This window comes from Nocardia nepalensis (genome assembly GCF_048910785.1).
GTDB lineage: Bacteria > Actinomycetota > Actinomycetes > Mycobacteriales > Mycobacteriaceae > Nocardia > Nocardia nepalensis.
In genome coordinates, this window is sequence record NZ_JBKBET010000025.1 from 1 (window position 1) to 18444 (window position 18444).

General features: G+C 64.1%; 17 protein-coding genes. 13 read left to right on the forward strand and 4 right to left on the reverse strand.

Translation table 11 applies throughout. From position 1 onward, the window contains the following. Window positions 1–138 precede the first annotated feature (138 nt). The 3 genes from ACHQ4I_RS20435 (at window position 139) to ACHQ4I_RS20445 (ending at window position 2826) form a co-directional block, all read left to right on the forward strand. The gene (locus ACHQ4I_RS20435; RefSeq protein WP_420773399.1) at window positions 139–1092 is read left to right on the forward strand and encodes a JmjC domain-containing protein; all 954 of its coding nucleotides are present in this window, start codon (window positions 139–141) and stop codon (window positions 1090–1092) included. Continuing rightward, the gene (locus ACHQ4I_RS20440) at window positions 1014–1868 is read left to right on the forward strand and encodes an aldo/keto reductase (RefSeq protein ID WP_420773400.1); all 855 of its coding nucleotides are present in this window, start codon (window positions 1014–1016) and stop codon (window positions 1866–1868) included. The genes ACHQ4I_RS20435 and ACHQ4I_RS20440 overlap by 79 nt, the downstream gene beginning before the upstream one ends. 76 nt (window positions 1869–1944) lie before the next feature. Further along, window positions 1945–2826, forward strand: a complete 882-nt coding sequence (locus ACHQ4I_RS20445; RefSeq protein ID WP_420773401.1) for a phosphotransferase — start codon at window positions 1945–1947, stop codon at window positions 2824–2826. Between the two features lie 115 nt (window positions 2827–2941). Here ACHQ4I_RS20445 and ACHQ4I_RS20450 read toward each other — a convergent pair whose 3' ends face one another. Together ACHQ4I_RS20450 and ACHQ4I_RS20455 are read right to left on the reverse strand one after the other, a co-directional pair. Beyond that, complete coding sequence (locus ACHQ4I_RS20450) at window positions 2942–3292, reverse strand: DUF397 domain-containing protein (RefSeq protein ID WP_420773402.1); 351 nt, start codon at window positions 3290–3292, stop codon at window positions 2942–2944. 5 nt (window positions 3293–3297) lie between these two features. Next, window positions 3298–4167, reverse strand: coding sequence for a DUF5753 domain-containing protein (locus tag ACHQ4I_RS20455; protein WP_420773403.1), 870 nt, complete (start codon window positions 4165–4167; stop codon window positions 3298–3300). Window positions 4168–4321: 154 nt separating this feature from the next. Here ACHQ4I_RS20455 and ACHQ4I_RS20460 point away from each other — a divergent pair, with 154 nt between their 5' ends. From ACHQ4I_RS20460 to ACHQ4I_RS20500, 9 genes are all read left to right on the forward strand, one after another. After that, window positions 4322–4768 carry a hypothetical protein gene (locus ACHQ4I_RS20460; RefSeq protein WP_420773404.1) on the forward strand — a complete coding sequence of 149 codons (447 nt, stop codon included), beginning with the start codon at window positions 4322–4324 and terminating at the stop codon, window positions 4766–4768. 154 nt (window positions 4769–4922) lie between these two features. Next, window positions 4923–5393, forward strand: coding sequence for a hypothetical protein (locus ACHQ4I_RS20465; RefSeq protein WP_420773405.1), 471 nt, complete (start codon window positions 4923–4925; stop codon window positions 5391–5393). Between the two features lie 165 nt (window positions 5394–5558). Continuing rightward, window positions 5559–5888 carry a DUF4254 domain-containing protein gene (locus ACHQ4I_RS20470; protein WP_420773406.1) on the forward strand — a complete coding sequence of 110 codons (330 nt, stop codon included), beginning with the start codon at window positions 5559–5561 and terminating at the stop codon, window positions 5886–5888. Continuing rightward, complete coding sequence (locus tag ACHQ4I_RS20475) at window positions 5885–6325, forward strand: hypothetical protein (protein WP_420773407.1); 441 nt, start codon at window positions 5885–5887, stop codon at window positions 6323–6325. Before ACHQ4I_RS20470 ends, ACHQ4I_RS20475 begins: the two co-directional genes overlap by 4 nt. 194 nt (window positions 6326–6519) lie before the next feature. Beyond that, window positions 6520–7488 (forward strand): nucleoside hydrolase, encoded by a 969-nt coding sequence (locus ACHQ4I_RS20480; protein ID WP_420773408.1) that lies wholly within the window; start codon window positions 6520–6522, stop codon window positions 7486–7488. A 766-nt stretch (window positions 7489–8254) separates the two neighbouring features. Beyond that, on the forward strand, window positions 8255–9337 hold the full coding sequence (locus tag ACHQ4I_RS20485; RefSeq protein ID WP_420773409.1) for an acyl-CoA dehydrogenase family protein: 1083 nt from the start codon (window positions 8255–8257) through the stop codon (window positions 9335–9337). Continuing rightward, window positions 9334–11289 carry an aminotransferase class III-fold pyridoxal phosphate-dependent enzyme gene (locus ACHQ4I_RS20490; protein WP_420773410.1) on the forward strand — a complete coding sequence of 652 codons (1956 nt, stop codon included), beginning with the start codon at window positions 9334–9336 and terminating at the stop codon, window positions 11287–11289. Before ACHQ4I_RS20485 ends, ACHQ4I_RS20490 begins: the two co-directional genes overlap by 4 nt. Next, window positions 11268–13100, forward strand: a complete 1833-nt coding sequence (glmS, locus tag ACHQ4I_RS20495; protein WP_420773411.1) for a glutamine--fructose-6-phosphate transaminase (isomerizing) — start codon at window positions 11268–11270, stop codon at window positions 13098–13100. Before ACHQ4I_RS20490 ends, glmS begins: the two co-directional genes overlap by 22 nt. Before the next feature lie 27 nt (window positions 13101–13127). Continuing rightward, complete coding sequence (locus tag ACHQ4I_RS20500) at window positions 13128–14699, forward strand: class I tRNA ligase family protein (RefSeq protein WP_420773412.1); 1572 nt, start codon at window positions 13128–13130, stop codon at window positions 14697–14699. A gap of 432 nt (window positions 14700–15131) precedes the next feature. Here ACHQ4I_RS20500 and ACHQ4I_RS20505 read toward each other — a convergent pair whose 3' ends face one another. Continuing rightward, entirely contained in the window at window positions 15132–15329 is a 198-nt protein-coding gene (locus tag ACHQ4I_RS20505) for a hypothetical protein (RefSeq protein ID WP_420773413.1), read from the reverse strand. A gap of 216 nt (window positions 15330–15545) precedes the next feature. Then, window positions 15546–16085 carry a hypothetical protein gene (locus ACHQ4I_RS20510; protein WP_420773414.1) on the reverse strand — a complete coding sequence of 180 codons (540 nt, stop codon included), beginning with the start codon at window positions 16083–16085 and terminating at the stop codon, window positions 15546–15548. 1095 nt (window positions 16086–17180) lie between these two features. On the opposite strand from ACHQ4I_RS20510, the gene ACHQ4I_RS20515 reads away from it, so the two are divergent. Continuing rightward, window positions 17181–18428, forward strand: a complete 1248-nt coding sequence (locus ACHQ4I_RS20515) for a glycosyltransferase family 4 protein (protein WP_420773436.1) — start codon at window positions 17181–17183, stop codon at window positions 18426–18428. The last annotated feature ends 16 nt before the right edge of the window (window positions 18429–18444 follow it).

Below are 18444 nucleotides of genomic sequence, written 5' to 3' on the forward strand. Positions count from 1 at the left end.
AGGCTGCTCGACATAATCATGCGGCGCACGGTGTCACCTCCACAGTTCCGATGCTTTCAGAACGGGAATGAGCTGCACCCCGATGCATACCTGACACAGCTTGTGACCCGACGGTCACAGGTTCTTCCAGTAGCCAATATGGATCGCCTGAATCAGCTCATGCAGTCCGGCTGCTCCTTGGTGCTGGACTCCTTGGACTCATTTGACCCGACCATGGAGATCGCCTGTCGGGCATTGCAGTGGTGGTCCCGGGAAATAGTTCAGGTCAATACGTATCTGACCACCAACGACGCTGCCGGGTTTTCCCTCCATTGGGACGACCACGACGTCATTATCGTCCAGATCGGCGGGGAGAAATCATGGGAGGTCCGCTCGGCCTCACGACCGGTACCGATGTACCGGGACGCTGAGCCGAACATAGTTCCGCCAGAAGAGATCCTGTGGTCGGGCACACTGCGGACCGGCGACGTGATGCATATTCCGCGCGGGTTCTGGCACCAGGCCACTCGCACCGACCGCGGAGCGGGGTACAGCCTCCACGTGACCTTCGGATTCGTCAAACGGACTGGGGTCGACTGGATGTCCTGGGTGGCGGACCGAAGTAGGGAACGCGAGCCATTCCGACACGATCTGCACCGGTGGGAAACATCCGACCGCGCCGCGCAGGAGGACGGTCTCGTGGCCGGAATGGCGCAGTTACTCGCCGATTACCCGATTTCGGCGTATCTCGCCGCTCGAGAGCATGAACGACAACCACCCCGCCACGTCGCGACCGGTGGAGTATTCGGCCCGCCACAAGCCGTTGTGTGCCTGACGGACTTCTCCCCACGCATCGAAGTCCGGGGACAGGAAGTCGATGTGCTGGCTGCTGGCAAGAAAATGATCTTCGCCGCGCAGGCTGAACCGGCGCTTCGGCTATTGCTGGCCGGTCATCCGATCGACCTCGCCACCGTGACCGCGACGACGGGCATCGACGCCGTCGTTCTTGCAGAAAGCCTGATAAAGGAGGGCGTGTGCGCCGAACTGACCGTGGCGTTGTCCTCGGGCTATACCGGCATGATCCCGACCGGCACCTGCTCGAACACGCCCTGAAACTCGGCATCTGTGGCGTGGACACCGCATACAACTACCGCGGTTTCACCTCACACCGGATGCTCGCCCAGTCCGCCGGGGACCTGCTCGCAGAGTTCACCGTGTCGACCAAGGTTGGATTCTTCCCGGGACCGGATGGGCACACCGTGCACTCCCTTGAGCCCGAACGGTTGCGCGTCGCTGTCGAGCAATCCAGCGAGGATCTCGGCCGGACACCGGATGTGGTGTTCTTGCACAATCCGGAGCGCACTCTCGCCCACCTCTCGACTGGCGAGGGTGCCGACCGTTTGGCGGGCGCCTGCGCCTACCTCGCCGAAGCAGTGTCGACGGGTTTTTGTGCAGCGTGGGGCATCTCGTCGTGGGACCCCCGCCCGCTGGTCAACGTACTCGCGGCCAGCAAACCTGATCGGCTTCCAACTGTCCTGCTCGTCCGCGCTGGACTCACGGTGCCGGACTCGGTGTTGGCGGCAGCGGAAGAGATCGGTGAGGCATTCGGGATCACGGCTTCTGGGCGGTGGGGTATGAGTCCCTTCGGGGGCGGTACAGCCGAAACCGTGTGGCGAACGACGAACTTGTCCGCATTCTTGACACGACAGCAGCGATGTTCCACACCGCAAGCTGCTTTTCGGCTCGCATTTGAACTGCCGTCCGTGACGCGGATCGCGGTCGGAACGGGTGACACGGCACATTTGACGGAACTGGTGGCTGCGGCCGACGTCGACGTCGCGGCCGACGCCATCAGCCAGTACCGCGAACTCATCCGAGCTGATACCTGAAGGCGGGCAACAAGTCCTGTCGCGCTATAAACGCCGTTGGGTTCAGCCAACACATCCACCGCTGAGGAGCTAGATCGTGGCAGACGCTCTGTCAGGTCATACGCAGGGGGCCGATACCGGCGACCTGCGGAAACAGTCAGTCGACAAGCTTATCGACGAGGTACAGGCCCGCCTCGGAACGGGTTTCGACGAATCCACCATCGTGCGCAAGCGCCGTTCGGTCGGTGTGCGCACCGATCGGGGCACGTGGGTACGGATCGAGGCCCGACCACTGGACAAGGCGGCCAGCCAAGAGCAGGTCAACAACGGAATCGAAGCCTCAGCCCTGCTGGAGGGCATCGCAAAGCCCCAGTGGTACCGAGCGGTGTCCTGGCTCGACGAATCGTTAGGAGTGCTCTGGCGGGCCGACGAATGTGCATTGGTCACCGGGCCGGCCGCGAAGCCGATCGGATACCCGCTCACTGAACCCGAATTGTCGCCGCAGTGGTGGCGCACGCTCAACAGCTCCTTGGATAGCCTTGCCCGTCAGCGCACTACACGCGTAGCCACGCCAGACACTAAGCTGATCATCCAGGCCCTGGTCACTGAGACGATCGAACAGGCTTTTCCCGATCAAGTCGACACGATGATCAACAATCAGCCGTGGGTGCCCGCCCATGCGGACCTGAATTGGTCCAACCTCACTGCGCCCGACTGCTGGATTCTCGATTGGGAAGACTTCGGCCTCGCCCCGCGAGGTCTCGATGCGGCGACACTGTGGACGAACTCGCTGATGGTTCCGACCTTGGCCGACAAGGTCTTCCGGGAAAGACGAGCCGACTTGGCCACCAGGTCAGGCAAGCTCATGGCTCTTTTCTGCTGCTCCAAGGATCTCAACGATCCCGACTTTGCCTCTGCCCCGGCTTTCAAGCCGACAGCACAGCATGCAGCCGAACTCGTAGAAGACCTACGTCATTGAACTCGGCATACCCTCCCCGCAGAAAAGGCAGGGGCGCACTAGAAGTGCATCTCTGCTTGCTGTCGCTCGCGGAACTGGCTGGCTTCAGGTGCCCGCCCACCAGCAGCGGCAGTTGCTATCGGCGGTCGAACTGGCCGTCGGCGATACCCTTGGCGAATGCGTCCCACTCGTCGGCGGTGTACACCAGCGCCATGCGCTGTCCGGTTATCCCTGGTCCAATGATGGTGGCTCCACCATCGTGGTGGACTGTGACCGTCATGGTGTCGCCCAGCTTCCCAGACATTCTGCTCAGGGCTAGATCGAGCATTATTGGCCACTGCGCGGCTGTCACGGACAAGATCGGCTGGTCATCTGCCGGGCCGGTGTACTTGCTGTCGCGGATGAGCACGATGTCGTCCCGATGGGCGACCTCTACACAGCTTTGGTTACCACCGCTGTAGGTCGATTTGAAGAAGTGCGTGTCCACGGTCTTTACCCTATCTGGCTTGCAGCTCGTTTGATCAACTGCTGCGAATCGCTCCGGCTGAGAGCAACTGAATGGAGCTGCTCGTACAAGTATTCCAGCGCTCCCACCTGGGCGGAGTCCTCGGCAAGTTCGCCGTAGAGGGCGGTCTCGATCCAGCCCAGAGTGGGCAGCCGTGCGCTCTCGAAATCCAATAGGTGGAACGTCGCGGCGTTGAGGCTGGCTATCGACGTGCCACCGGTCTCGAACGGGATGACCCGGAGGTCGAGCGTGTTCGGGTGCTTGTCCGATAGCTCGAGCAAGTGCACCAGCTGCGCCTTGTGAACCTCGGGGCTACCGACCTGATACGTCAGCGCTGCTTGACCCATGACTACCGACAGCTGGAGCGGGTCGGGCTCGCTGAGGCGACGCTGTCGTTGTAAGCGGGCTTGAACCCGCTGTTCGACCTCGATCTGCCGTCCGATTGTGACGCTGGCGCGCATCAAGACGCGCACATAGTCCTCGGTTTGCAGCAGACCGGGGATCACGGCGTTCTCGAAGCTGCGGATGCTGCGAGCTCCGTCTTCCAGGCCGAACAGACGCAACAACGGTTCTGTGAACAGCGCCGAGTACTGGGCGTAAGGGTGACGTCCTTTGGCGACGTCACGCAGCGCCAGCAACTCGGCCCGGTCGTGGCGATCGAACTCCAGCAGATCCAGCAACTTGTTGAGCTTGTCCTCGGCGAGGGTGCCCTTTCCCTTGGTCAACTGTGACCAGTACTGAGCGCTCACGTCCAGAGCCCGCGCGACCGCGACAGCCTTCACTCCACGTTCCTCGGCCTGCATGCGGATGCGGAGCATGAGTTCCCACCCGGCAACGGTGGGAGACGTGTGCGCCATCTTGTTCCCTTCCCTTGGCTGCGCCCGCTATCACCGTACAGCACCGTTACCTGCAATCTGTCATCAAGAGGGTATTGCCTACTTGATTCAAGTAGTTTACTCTCAGCGTACTCGCCTGGTAATACGAGGTTTCTTCGGAGATTGAAGTAGGTCCATGAAAACGAGTCGGCACAGCGTCGTCGAGGATGCATTGGAGTTGAATCCGGCTACCCGCCGCCAACGCGGATTGCTGGTCGTGTCGAACCAGGCGGACTACGGCGGCACGAACGCAAACAACGACTGGGAACAGGGATCAGCGATGACGGTTCTCCATGATTCGCAGGTGCTACGCAGCGACCGCACCGCACACCTCGCCCGCAGCGTTGGCGATGGCGGATGGGTCGTCAGCTATCTGCGGGGGCGGACACTCACAGAAGATCAGGCAGTTGCAGCTCTGCTCGTCGCCGAGGAGCTGTCGGCGATTCGGCAGTGCGCCCAATCACTGGGGCTGACCGCGCTCGAGATTGTCGGCATGGCCGCGACCGAGTGCACATGGCCGCCACCCAAGCAACGCCAGTCAGGCGGGCTGCGTATCGGTTCCCGGAAGAGGACATCCCAATGATGCATGGTCAGGCGCTGCAGCGGGCGTCAGTCATCGTGCCTTTCAGGGCCGGTGTGGCGCGGGGTTGTCGTGTGGCGGCGGAAGCGCGCCAGAAGTCGCGATCCCACCTCTCGGTCGTCCCAGAGCCTGCTGGCCGTCATCGGAGGGAGCGGTGATGTTCGAGAGCTGCCACAGTGCGCATGAGGTAGCCCACGTGTATCGCGGGTTGGGTTTCGCGGTGTCGTGTGCGTTCGAGCGTGTGTCGTTGATCGCGACTCCAGCGTTGGGTGCGGTGTCGATGCCCGCGGGTCTCGGCAAGCAGGTGCGTTTGGAGCTTCTCGAGGAGACCCGGTGCGTGTCGGTGCCGATCATCAGTCACTCACGACCGAATCGTGAGTGGGTCTTCCTCGTCGGCCCCGCGTGGGGCGGCAGGCTCGGTATGCACACCCTGGCCCAGCTGGAGGAGCGCGGGGTGCGGATCCTGGAGTCCGGCGAGCGAGTCTGGTTTCCGATGACCGACCATCCGACCGGGTGGTACTGGGTGGCGCAGCCGGTAACTGCGCATTCGTTGCCCTCGCGCACCAGCGTGATATCGGCTGCTCGTCGGTTCCTCGGCCCGGCTCGGTCTTCTGTGGTGTGGCGGTGAGGTATGCACGCCATTCCAAGTCCGGATACGAGCGCAGCGGTTTCGGATGGTTCCGAACCTGGAGCGGTAGCGCTGTTCTTGTCGGGTGAGGCGCTGTGCTCGGCGATCCGCGGGCATCACATAGGAGTCCATCCAGTAGCGGAACTGGCGCATGAGTTCGGTCTGATGTACCAGCGGCGTCTGACCGCCTTCGGGAGTGAGTGTTGTTGCCGCAGAGATGAACTCGTACTCGCTGTGGATGTGTGGATTGCCGATCACCTGCCGCTTCCGCATCCGGCCGCGACCATGCACACCGAGACGTTGGGAGCGGTGATAGCCCGGTTGGCCGAGGCCCAGGTACACGCCTACCACCTGCTGATGACGATCGATCCCGCCGACCCGGCCGTGCACGCAGCCTGGTACCGGCTCGCTGAACTGGTCGACGGCTACACCGATCTGACCACCGACCTCGCGCGGCGGGCACGGCGACTTCCAGCTCTAGGGGATCACCGGTGACCCCCTCCGGACTCCCCGACAAGGATGCCGTGCTGGGCGCCTGTCGAGGCTTCCCCAACATGATCGACCATCCGATGCTGGACGCGGCCGCCGAGCTCGCGATACTGCATCAGACCCGCGAACATGCACTGCTGTGCGCGGTCGAGGACATCGACTGGCAACGCATTCGCTCGCTGTCGGCAATCGACGGATGGGTCGTGGCGGCAACGCCGATCCCGTTCCCCGCCGCGCGTCTGGCCACCCACACGGTGGGACAGGTCATAGACCAGCTCGCGCAGCTGACCGTGCACACCTGTATCGCGCTTGCAGCTGCCCCGGACCCGCTGTTCTACGACGCCTCGCTGCGGCTCGCCGAGGCCGCGAGCGCGTATCAGGACTTAGCCGACGAACTCGCTTGCGATATCCGCCGACTACCCCGGCACGCCGTGCCCTGGTGAGAAGCACTGTCTCCCACAGCATTCCCACTCATCGCCCACCTGCACCTGCACATGATCCCCCGCCACTACGGCGACGTCGATGATCCACGCGGCGGAATCCGACGCATCTTTGCTGACTTCGATCCCGAAACCTGGCGCTGACACAGCCCCTCCACACCTACCAGAGCAACCCGTACAGCAAGGAGTACAGCTAAATGTTCGATGACCGAGGAGATCTCACCGAGCAGCCGTCGAAGACGACCCGGCCGAGCACGCTCACCGGGGCGGGACTGACGGTGCTGGATACCGATATCGGTTACGACCCAGATGATTTCGTCACCCTGGTCATCGCCGCACACACCGAAACTGATCTCGCTGTGATCACCGCTGACGAGACCCGTGGGCGGCGCGCCCAGCTCGCGCGTCACGTCCTGGATCTGATGGACCTGCCCGGCGTCGCGGTTATCCCGGGAATCGATATCGGCGGCGAACACCGGTTCGTGATGGACGAATTCATCGATCAACCCTCTCGAACGACCGTCATCCCCGACCCGGGCGGCGTCGTTCTCGAGGGCGCCGATGGGCTCGTGGAGAACCTTGTGCGACTGTGCGCTTCGACCGACGGCCCGATCCGGTGGGTCGGGATGGGCCCGATGACAAATTTGTATGCCGTGTTGAGTCTGGTTCCCGATCTCGCCGAGCGGATCGTGGTCACGCAGATGGGGGGTTGGTTGGATCGGTACCGCGATAAGACGCGTGCTTCGCACAACTTCCACACCGACCCCGTCGCCGCAGGTGTCGCGCTTCGTCTGGTCCGCACACCCCAGCTGGTTCTGTCGGATTTCACGAATTGCTCCGCGATCGACGTCACCCCCGACTGGGAACTGCTGGCGCGGCTGCGATCAGCGACCGCACCGAGGTGGGCGCCGTTGCTGGCGGCGAATTTCGACGCGTGGTTTCAGCACCAGAGCACAAGGGGGCGGCGGCGCGGCAGTTGGATGCACGACCCGCTCACCCTCAGTGCCGCACTCGGATTGCCGTTCGTCACCTTTACCCGCGAGCGGATCCGGATCGAACGCGACGCCCGCATCTACCGCGACCCCGACGGGCGCGTGATGGATGTCGCGTGTGCGGTGGACTACGACGGCTTCGTGGAATGGATGCATGAGGGGGTGTGCTTGTGAAGTGGCGACGCTGGATCCAATCGTATTCACCTCGGACGCCTTCTCTGTCGGGCTGCACGACTTCCCCCTGTCACCCGCTCGTACCCAGCTACACCACGGTGGGCGATGACCATGTTCGGTTGTATGCCGATTGTGGGCGCGCGCGATTCGACGGGGAGAACCGCTTGGTCAGTGTGGCGTGTCCGGCGGTGTTGTGTGGTTCGGTCCCGGTGTGCGACAACCGGATCGGCGCACACCGCACATGGGACGCTAGGCCGTGCGGGTGGGGCGGAGCACTGATCATCGAGGACTCCGCTCCTAGGGCACGGGCAGTGTCGTGAACGTCTCGACCTCATCCGAGCTTGATGACACGACAAACCTGGGTGAGTGCCTCACCAACGCTGGTGAGCGCCATCGACGCGGCGGTTGGCGCGATGAGTCGCTATCGCGACTGAGCATCACAGTGTCTGGTCCTGCAACTAGTGATGCACACCTTCGGCGCGGAATTCACCGCCGTCGCGGTTCGGTGCTGATGTCCTTTGTTCGCGGCACCGGCCGTTGTTGCGAGCATCTCCCCGCGGGTGGCTGATGGTCAACCCGCATCGACGCGACGGACACAGTGGGCTCGTGGACGTTAATTTGGTTGGCTGACAAGGATTTCGAGTGGATCATGGCGAATTCAGCACGGAAGCAAGGGGGTTCGGTGATGGGTGATGTCGTTGAGGCTGACAGTGTGGTTCGTGACAAGTTGCTGAGCTCGGTGTCTGGTGTCGCCGAGGTGATTCGCGTGGGCGCCGACGCTGGCGAGGACACGCGATTGGTGGGCGCCGAGGTGATGCAGGCACTTCGGGAAACGGGGCTTTTGGCGGCGCTGGCGCCGAGGGAGGTGGGCGGGTTCCAGGTCGGGCCGCTGACGGAGATGGAGTTGATCGAGGCGGTCAGTGCGGTCGACGGCTCGACTGGATGGCTGTATTGGGCGCTGGCCGGCAGCACCGCGCGAGCGGCATCGATGCTGCCTGCCGCCGCCGTGGGCGCGGTGTTCCCTCCAGGGGGCCCGTTTCCGTTGATCGCTTTCCAGGAGCGTGCATTCGGCAACACTGTCGTCCCGACGCGGGCAGGATTGCGTGTGGATGGACGGTGGCCGTTCGGTACGGGCGCCGCCTACGCCGATTGGGTGCTGGCGATCGGGCGATGCGCGTCACCGGTTTATTGCCCCTGGCCGCAAGCCCAGCAGCTGGCTGCGGTGGTGCCTGCGTCGCAGTTCGAGGTTGTGGACTGCTGGGACGGGGCAGGTCTGGCGGCGACGGGCACAGTCGACTACCGAGTCGCCGATGTCGTGATTCCGTGGTCGCGGGTATGGCCTTATCCGGTCGAGGCTCCCGTGCGTGGCGGCGCTCATTTCAGTTTCCGGCGGGCAGCGATCAAACATCTCGGGTTCGCCCTCGGCGTTGCCAAAGGATCCATTGAGGAGTTCACCGCCCACGCCGGTCACCGCTATGGGGGCGCGAGCAGGCGTGTGCCGGACGGTCTGGTGGCGCAGGTCGCGCGGTCACGGCTGGCGGTGGACGCGGCGCGGTCGCTCGGTGTCGAGGCTGTGACGCGGGTGTGGCGGGAGGCCAGCGACACCGGTGCGGTGGCCGAGAGCTCGTATCGGCGGTTGCGGGCGGTGGCCCGCTACGCGAGCGAGGTTGCGTTCGAGGTGTGCGCGTTGGTGGCCCGCTACGGAGATGCTCGTCTGGTCGGTCGCCAGCACCGCGCGCAGCGGGCGCTGCGCGACATTGTGGCCGGTTGCGCGCATGCGGAGATGAGTTCGCTCGCGCTCGACGAGTTCGGGCGCGATCTGCTGGGAGTCGAGGTGCTGGGGCGATGAACGGGACGATCGTGACGGCTGTGCAGGCGATGTATCCGCCGATCGTGGCGGCCGAGGGTGGTTTCTTCACCGTCGCCGACGGCCGCCGGTTCATGGACTTGGCGGCCCAGACACTGAATCTTGCATGGGGACAGCGATTTTCACCGATCTCCGCCGCCGTGGCCGAGCAGGTGCGGCGGGTGGAGTTCGCGTCGTCGCGGTTTGCCAGTGAGCCGTTCCTCACGTTGTGCGACAGGCTGGCCCAGGTGGCCCCGGCCGGGGTGGATGTGGTCGCCGCCAAACTGACCAACGGCAGTGACGCAGTGGAGACCGCCGTGAAATTGGCGATGCTGCATACCCGTCGGCGTGCGATCGCCTGCCTGCCGGGTGCCTGGCACGGTGAATCGTTTCTGACCCTGGGAATGGCCACAACCCACCGTGGCCGGATGCTGGCCGACTCGAACGCGACGGTCGTGGCCGAGGAGCCCGATCCGATGGCGCTGGCTCGGCTGGTCGCCACCCGACGAGATCTGGCCGCGGCGGTCCTGGACCCGGTGATGGTGGCGCACGGCCTGTCCGGAACCGATGCTCGCGCTGGGCTGCGAGCGCTGCGTGAAGCCTGTGACGCCGCAGGAACCCTGCTGATCACCGATGAGGTGCAGTCGTTCGGCTGGCTGGGTCAGCACCTGTTCGCCAGCGAATGGAGCGGAGTGGGATCGGACATCATCTGTCTGGGCAAAGCCCTGGGGGCGGGGTATCCGCTGGCGGCGGTGCTCGCGCGCCGCGATCTGGTGGCCGTGCTGCAGTACAACGACGCCGAATTCACCGCAGGCGGGCACCCGGTGTCGTGCGCTGCCGCGGTGGCCGGACTCGACCACCTGTGCGCTACCCGCCAGGAAATGAACCACCGCACAACCGACTTCGCCATGCTGCTCGACGAGGCGTTCGACAGAGATCGATTCGAGGTCCGGCGCACAGGGTTGATCGCCACCGTGACGTTGCGATCCCCGCGGTTGCGGGAGGCATGGGCGGCTCAGACAGTGGCCGCGTGCGCTGCGGCCGGATTGTTCGTGCGCATCACCGACCTGGACCGGCGACTGCTGATCAAACCACCGCTGGTGCTTGGGATCGACGATCTCCGCGAAGGATTGGCCGTGGTCGCTCGTCTCGGCGCCGTGACCGCCGAGGAGTTGACCACCGTGGTGACGATCGAGCAGGCCCGCACCGGCACGGGGGCGCGGTGTGTGGTGCGCCGGACTGTGCGGGCGAACCCGCATGAGGAGTATGTGGGCGCGTTACTGCGGGTCGCCGGGTTGCGGGTGCTCACCCGCAGTCCGGCCGCCCAGCAGGAGTTGACAGCGACGCTGGCGCGGATCGGAGTCCCGGTGACGCCCGTCTACGCCGTCCACGCGGTTGGAGCGGTGGACTACGGATGGATCCCCGGCCGTGCGCTGCACACGGTTCTGGCCGATTCGAACACCGACCCGGCGATCATCAACGGGCTGGTGTTGCGGCACTACGAGCTGGTGGTACGAGCCCACGACCACGGCATCGTGATCGGGGATCGGTGGCCGGGCAACGCGATCGTGACCCCCGGGTCCGCTGTCGTGCTCATCGACTTCGAGATCGGCTACGACGGCCCCCATCACGAGGCGGCACTGTTCGAGGAAGCGTTCACGATCCTGCAGACACTTGTTCCGATCCCGGCGGGCAATCCGATACGAGAGAATCTTCTGGAGCGTCTGGTCGATGCTCTGGTCGATCGGCACGGGATCAGCAGGGCTGCTGCGATGTGGCGGCGGCTGGCCGATTTCTACCTCGCCCCGGCACGACCGATCCATCCGGACTCCGATACCGCATCCGCATACGCCGGGATACTGTGGGCCGCATTGTCGCGGCTGACACCGCGGACGCAATCTCGCCCGGAAACCGACGGAGGAACCAACCAAACATGTGCGGCATCGTGGGGATGACCTCGCCCGAGATCACCGTGACCGGGCTGACCGCCGAACAGTTAGCCGTATTGGAATACCGCGGCTACGACTCGTGGGGCCTGGGTTGCCTCACCGACGGTGAGCTGTCGGTGGCCAAGGACACCGGCTCGGTGGGCAAAGCGCTGGCCGAAGGCCGCCTGTCCGGGCTGCCGGAGGCGACACTTGCGCTGGGCCACACACGGTGGGCCACTCACGGTGGCGTGACCGCCGCCAACGCCCACCCGCACCTGTCCTACGACCGCGCGGTCGCCGTGGTGCACAACGGCGTCATCGAAAACCATCTCGCGCTGCGCCGCGAGCTGGAGGCCGAGGGCATCACGTTCGCCTCCGAGACCGATTCCGAGGTCGCCGCACATCTGATCGCCCGCCATCTCGCGCGCGGCGCGTCGATGCGCGATGCCATCGCGGCCACCACCGCCGCGCTGGCCGGCGAGTACGCCCTGGCGGTCATCAGCTCGAGCGACCCCGCGACGGTGTGGGGTGCCAAGCATAAAAGCCCGCTGGTCGTCGCGTTCGACGGGCACCGCGGCATCCTCGCCTCCGACCAGATGGCCCTGGACGGCATCAACGACGAGGTGCTGTTCCTCGAAGACGGCGACATCGTCGCGGTCCGCGCCGACACCGCGCAGGTCTACACCGCTGTCGGTGACACCGCCGAAGCTGTGCAGCGAGAATTCACCCGGCTCGCCGCCCGGCAGGAACGCGCCGACAAGGGCCGCTACCCGCACTGGATGATCAAGGAGATCCACGAGACTCCCGCCGCCGTGCGCGCCGCGCTCGCGCTACCGGCGGACCAGTTCAGCGCCATCGTGCCGCCGGATCGGCTGGTGACCCTCGTCGGCGCCGGAAGCGCGTTCTACGTAGCGTCGATGGGCCAGTACCTGCTCAAGAGCCTCGCCGGGGTACGGGCGACGGCGCTGCCGTCCGACGAGGCCGAATACCTGGCATTGCTCGGCGACGGTGACCCGCTGGTCGCGATCTCACAGTCCGGGGAGACCTTCGACACCCTCGAGGTATGCCGCGCTGCGATCGCCGCCGGTGCGGTGCTCACCAGTATCTGCAACGTGCCCAGCTCGACCCAGGAGCGACTGGCCACCCACCGGCTGCCCCAAGGCTCGGGCCCAGAGATCTGCGTGCTGTCCACCAAGAGCATCGTCAGCCAAGTCGTACTGCTGGCCCGGCTCGCGCTGGAAACCGGCCACGCCAACGGCACCCTCACCGACGGCCACTACACCGCCTACCAAGACTCCCTGGCGCGCCTGGGTGACACCCTGGCCGAGTTCATCGCCACGACCGCCACCAGCGTGCAGGCGCTGGCCGTCAAATACAGTCACGTCGCGGACTGGTTCTTCCTCGGCCGCGGCATCCTCTACCCGGCCGCCTGCGAAAGCGCGCTGAAATTCAAAGAAGTCAACTACCACCACGCCGAGGGCGCCGCCGCCGGATTCTTCAAACACGGCACCATCTCCCTGATCGACGAGCACTTCTACACCGTGGCACTGCTGCCCTCGCATACCGGCACCCCAGACCGCTACGCGGCAACCCTGGCCGCGGTCAGCGAGATCGCCGCCCGCAAAGGCCCGGTCATCGGCATCGGACCCGCCGACATTCCCGCCGACGACCTGGGTGTCTTCGCCGAATACCTGCCATTGCCCTACCACGGCGACGACATCGCCGACCTGATCCTCAACCTGGTCGCCGGACAGCTACTCGCCTACTACTGCGCCCTGGACCTCGGACGCGAAATTGACCAACCCCGCTCGCTGGCGAAATCCGTCACCGTGCGCTGACAACCATCAGAAAAGGGGGGCTCCGCCGTGGCCGACTGGCTATTGATCCCGATGTGCCCGACACCGAACGGACGCTTGCACATCGGCCATGGTGCAGGCCCCTACCTGCGCGCCGACGTGATCGCCCGCGCACTACGCCGCACCGGCGACACCGCCACCGTGATCACCGGCACCGACGCCTACGAAAACTGGGTCCTCGCAGCCGTCACCGGCGACAGCACCCCTGAACAGATCTGCCGCCACTACCACGCCGGCATCAAGCATGATCTCGATGCCCTCGGCATCGAATTCGACCACTGGATCGACCCTCTCGCCGACGAACACCGCAACCGATACCGCCAACTGCACGAACAGTTGCTCGACACGCTGCGGCGTCAGGGTGCGGCGCATCTGGAACCCGAATCCATCCCGGTCGGCGCCGACAGCGGCCGGGCGATGCTGGGCGTGTGGATCGCCGGCCGCTGCCCCACCTGCGGCGCCCCGGCGGGCGGCAACACCTGCACCGCCTGCGGTGACCACTTCCACCCCGACCAACTCCAGCAACCGCGCAGCCGCCTGACCAACGAAGCAATCCGCTGGCAACGCTGCGACAGCTGGTTCGCTCGCCCCGCAGATCCACACAGCATTCTTGAGGCGCTGACCAATACAGGACTCGCGGACCGATTTCTCACCGCGCCACGCAATTTCCTGCACCGCGCCGACACCCGCATCCGGCTCTCCCAACCCGGCGACTGGGGTATCACCAGCACCGACCTCCCTACAGGGCACGTGCTGGCCAACACCTACTACGGCTACGCCCTCTACGCTGGACTCCTCCATACCAGCGGACACGCCAACTCCCTCGACCTCGAATCACCGGTGACGGTGGTCGGATTGTTCGGCAGCGACAACTCCATCGCCGGACTCGTCGCACCCCACGTCCTGGCCGAACCCGCCGGATACAAACCGTTCGACCACACCGTGGTCAATCACATGCTCCACTTCGACGGCGCCAAATGCTCCACCAGCAAACAACACGGCATCTGGATCAGCGACCTGATAGACAACACCAGCGTCACTGCCGACGAACTGCGCTACAGCCTCGCACACGAACCACTTGATCTGCGGATCGGCGACATTACTCCCGCAGCTCTCCTCATGCGCATCAACGAGCTACGGCAATGGATGACCCGCATTCTCGCGCCGGCTCTGCGCTCTCTGGAGGAGAAGACCCAGGTGACTGTTGATCACGTCCGGATCGGGCAGGCACTCGACGAACAACAATGTCGACTCACACCACCTCACGTGGACCTCGCAGCCGCAACGAATTTCGCGAAGACGTGGATGCTCGGTACCAACCCGCACGAAGCAAACGAAGTCGCAACATGGCTGGCCGGTATCGCCCTGCTCACCGGCCCGATTCTCCCGACCCTCGCAGCGCACATCTGGGAAGCGCTCGGCTATCGCGACCGACCGATGCAGCTCGGCGCAACCATCACAACATCCGCGAGCGACAAACCAGCAATGCGGCCAATTCATTGTAGGACAAAGGATCTAACGCTCGCCGAGATAGCGCCCTTGGTGCGCCTCGAGGGAGTTGCTGCTTCGGATGTTCTGTGATTCCACCAGCCCGGAATCGCGCACCTTGCCCGGCGGATCAATGGGCGCGGCCCAAAATCACCGGTTATGGGGGTGAGCTCGGCAAATCGCCCGGTAGAGAAAGGCGAGGTTGTCGGGTCACTGAACTTCGGTATGGGCATGGGTTTTCGAGGTTGTGTGGCTATGGCGCTGATGACCGTGCGCGCGACGGCGAGTGTCGCTTCCGCCTGAATTCAACCGGAGTTGACAGCGAGTTTTTCGATGTCGTGCCGGTCGAGCGCCTCCGCGCTGCGTTGCAGGTCGAGAACTGCCACGAGGACCGGCCGGATCGACCTGCCCGCTGAGTCTGCTACCTCTTCCAGGAGCGAGGTCCATTGTTTCCCGGCCTTCACCGGCGAACTGGCAAATGACGGAGCTGCTGCGCGGGATGGCGACGAGCAGCGTTGGCATCGTTCAGGATTCGTTCTCGGCCACGAGCAGATACGCCGCCTCGGCATGCACGGTGCAGTCGTCTGGATGGTGGTAGCGGTGGATCTTGAGGAGTTGCCGTGCACGCTCGGGGGTGAGTTCCATCAGGTGTACTTGGCACAGGTACTCCGCGAGCGTGCCTTCAGCGTGTACGAATGTCATGTGGCTGAACGGGTCTGCCATCAGCGATCCGCCCTGTCTGCTGGTGGTACGTCAGCGTGTTTGACGGCAGATCGGTCTGAGCGAATCGTCGTCGGTGGGAACCCATCCCTCGCAGTCTCCGGGAGCCGCATCTGTGCGACCCGCACGTCGGCCACGAGGTCAAAAGCCCCGATCTGCTTATTCAGCTCCGCCGCATCAACGCACCTGCAGCGTCGACCTCGACTTTGGGGGATCAATTCAGTTCACGGCACGTTCGAACCAACCGCCAGGTGCGAAATCAGGAACGATGCGCGGCGCCTGTCGCGATTTCGTTTCGCTGTCGGCGGGCCACAGCACTTCGGCACGCTCTGCGGCATGCCGCAACGCCTCAGTGTCGAGCTCGACGCGTTGCTCAGCGATCCCGGCGGTGGGCCAGGCTGCGATCACTGTCAGCGGTCCGGGCGGAGGAAGTGGTGTCAGATAGTAGGTGGTGGAGCTGAATCCATCGGTCCCACCGCCGCCGCCGCTCATCAGGATCGCGGTGTCCGCGTCGTCGTCGAGGCGCCAGCGATCGATATTGGTCGCCGTGCGTCCGTCGGAGAATTCGACACCGATCAGAAACTGGTCCTTGACGCCGTTGGGATGGCTACCGAAGCCGCTGATCGCCGAATGTTCGCTTCCGGGCCGGACGTAAAGGTGGAACGACAGCTCGATTCCCTCGCAGTAGGCACGAGCACCGACCAACGCTGCGACGACATCCCCGGTGCGCGCCAATACACGTTCAACTGGTATCGGCACTGGCCTCTCGTTCGATGGTCTCGTGCGCGAACGGGGCGCAGGGCCCGAGCTGCATGCTCCCGGTCGTGTCGAAGCCGGTTCACTCATTATCTTTGTCTCCTCATGATCATGGGTGTGGTTTGGTTAACAGCATTGGGCCCGTGTGTCGGGCAGTGTTGGGTTCGCGGAAACTGTTGTGCCCCTGCGTTGCCGAGCACGCAGGAGGCGAAGCAGGAGGAGTGGACCAGCTCACCGAAGCCGCGGGCTGCCTGAACCGACATCACGGCGAGTCATCTTGCAACTTTGGTGAGAGCCCGGTCCGAAATGGGCTACAAGTAGACCGAAATGAACCGGTTGTGGACCGTTCATGAACCACCTGCCCGCGCGAAGGTGAAACAGCACCCGGTGCCGGAGTACGAAACGACTTCCCGTTGTCTCGGTTGACGTAAACCAGCGGACCTAACCGCAATTCCCCGTTTCGGCATGATACGGCTGGTCGGTACCGCGGTGCACCCGTCCACCACCAGGGGAGGCACACCTTGTTCGTCTCGTCGGATGTCCGCGATCAGTGGGCCATCGAGCATCGCGATTGCCGAACTCAACCCATCATCATGAATCGGAAACGGGCACCGTTTGTTCTGAGCCTGCATTCAGGGCATGGGGGTGAGTGCAAGCAGTATCTCTCGGCGCTGGCCACCGTTTCCACTGTCGTGGGGTGAACGATGAGCCCTGCCGCCTGTTCGGGCCTCATCTCTAATGGGTTCGAATGAGCTATCCGAGGCAGCCTGAGACACCGATGGCGGGACCGAACTGAACGGAATCGACTGCAGGTCAAGGCGAACTGGCGGCCTTGATCGACGAACACGCAGTTCGGCTTGCTATCGCCCCTAATGACCCTGGGGTACAGCACCCACCCTAGGTGCTGATCCGTGACCGACGCTTGTGTCTGCCCACCGCCTCCCGCGCGGACTGACGACGTCCCGTCTGACGCATCGCGTTTGGTGCAGCTCAGGCGATTTGACCACCGAATCGACCGACACGTGGCCAAAAGCCCTCTAGGGCAGCTGACCGTGCAATGGCGATCGAAATTCAACCAACTGAGGAAACGCGTTGAGTGTGCTGACTCCGAACCTGTTGTTCATGCTCGATTCGCCAAACGTCGAGCGAGGATACGCGCTGGCCGGCACGCCAGCACGAGTGCTCTCGTTGGCTGAGCACAGCCGGCGAGTAGGTGCCCAGGTGACAGTGCTGCTGTGCGACCGCGGCAACGACTACGGTACTGCGGCAGACTGGCCCGTCGAGGTCGTGCTGGTGCACCCGAACGATTACTACAACCCTGCAGCAGTGGCCGGTGTACTCGATGCGGAGGTCGACATTGTCGCGGTGTGCGAGGCGCAAACCCTGATAGCGGTCGGCCGACCATTGGCCGATCTTCTGCACGCTCACTTGCTATACGACGTGCACGACGATGATGCCGCGTTGGCCCGCAGTCTGAACGAACCGCCCGACGCTGTCGCTTGTGCAGCCCAATTGCAGCAGGGAGCTCTCGACCTTGCCGACCTGGTAATTGCCTGTGCGCAACGTGAACTGATGCTCGCTTTGCGTGCCGGTGTCCCTGGCGAACGTGTCGAGCTCATTCCCAATGGGGCGGATTCCGACTCGTTCTGCTGGGGCTCGGTATGCAACACGCAGCGGCTGGTTTTTGTGGGGAATTTGTTCTATCGCCCGAATCAGATTGCTGTGCAGCATCTTCGGGACCATATCGTCCCGAGCCTGCGTGAACTGCGCCCTTGTGCGCGGGTGCAAGTGATTGGTCGTGGGCCTGCAGAGGTTACCCGTGAGACTGATGGACTCGAATTCTGCGGACCTGCTGCATCGCTCGGTGTGGCGCTGCGTAATGCAACGTTGGGTCTGGCACCGCTCACAGCGGGTGCGGGCTCAAAGTTGAAGGTTGTCAACTACATGGCCGCAGGACTGCCCGTCCTTGCGACCTCCGAGGCTGCGTCCGGTCTGCCGCCAGATCACCGCGGCGTGGTCATCGAGGACGACCTCGACCAGTGGGCCGCCCGGATAAGTGCCTTACTGGATGACCCGATCCTGCTTCACGAATTGGGTTCGGCAGGGCGCGATGTCGTGGACGAGGAACTGTCCTGGCAGCACATCGCTACTCAGCTGGTGCGCTGCTGTCAGGGCTGGATGGACATTCCCACGCGCGCCATGTCGCCAGTCGACCTCGGCCCGATGGCCGTAGCGCGCTGGAAAACCGAGCACGCGGTCCAAGGCGCGCTCGGTACGCCCCGGCACACAAAGCCCGGACATGCAGTGCACCTCACCCGGCAACGAGTACAGAGCGGCCCGCGATGACCGGGCTGATACTCGA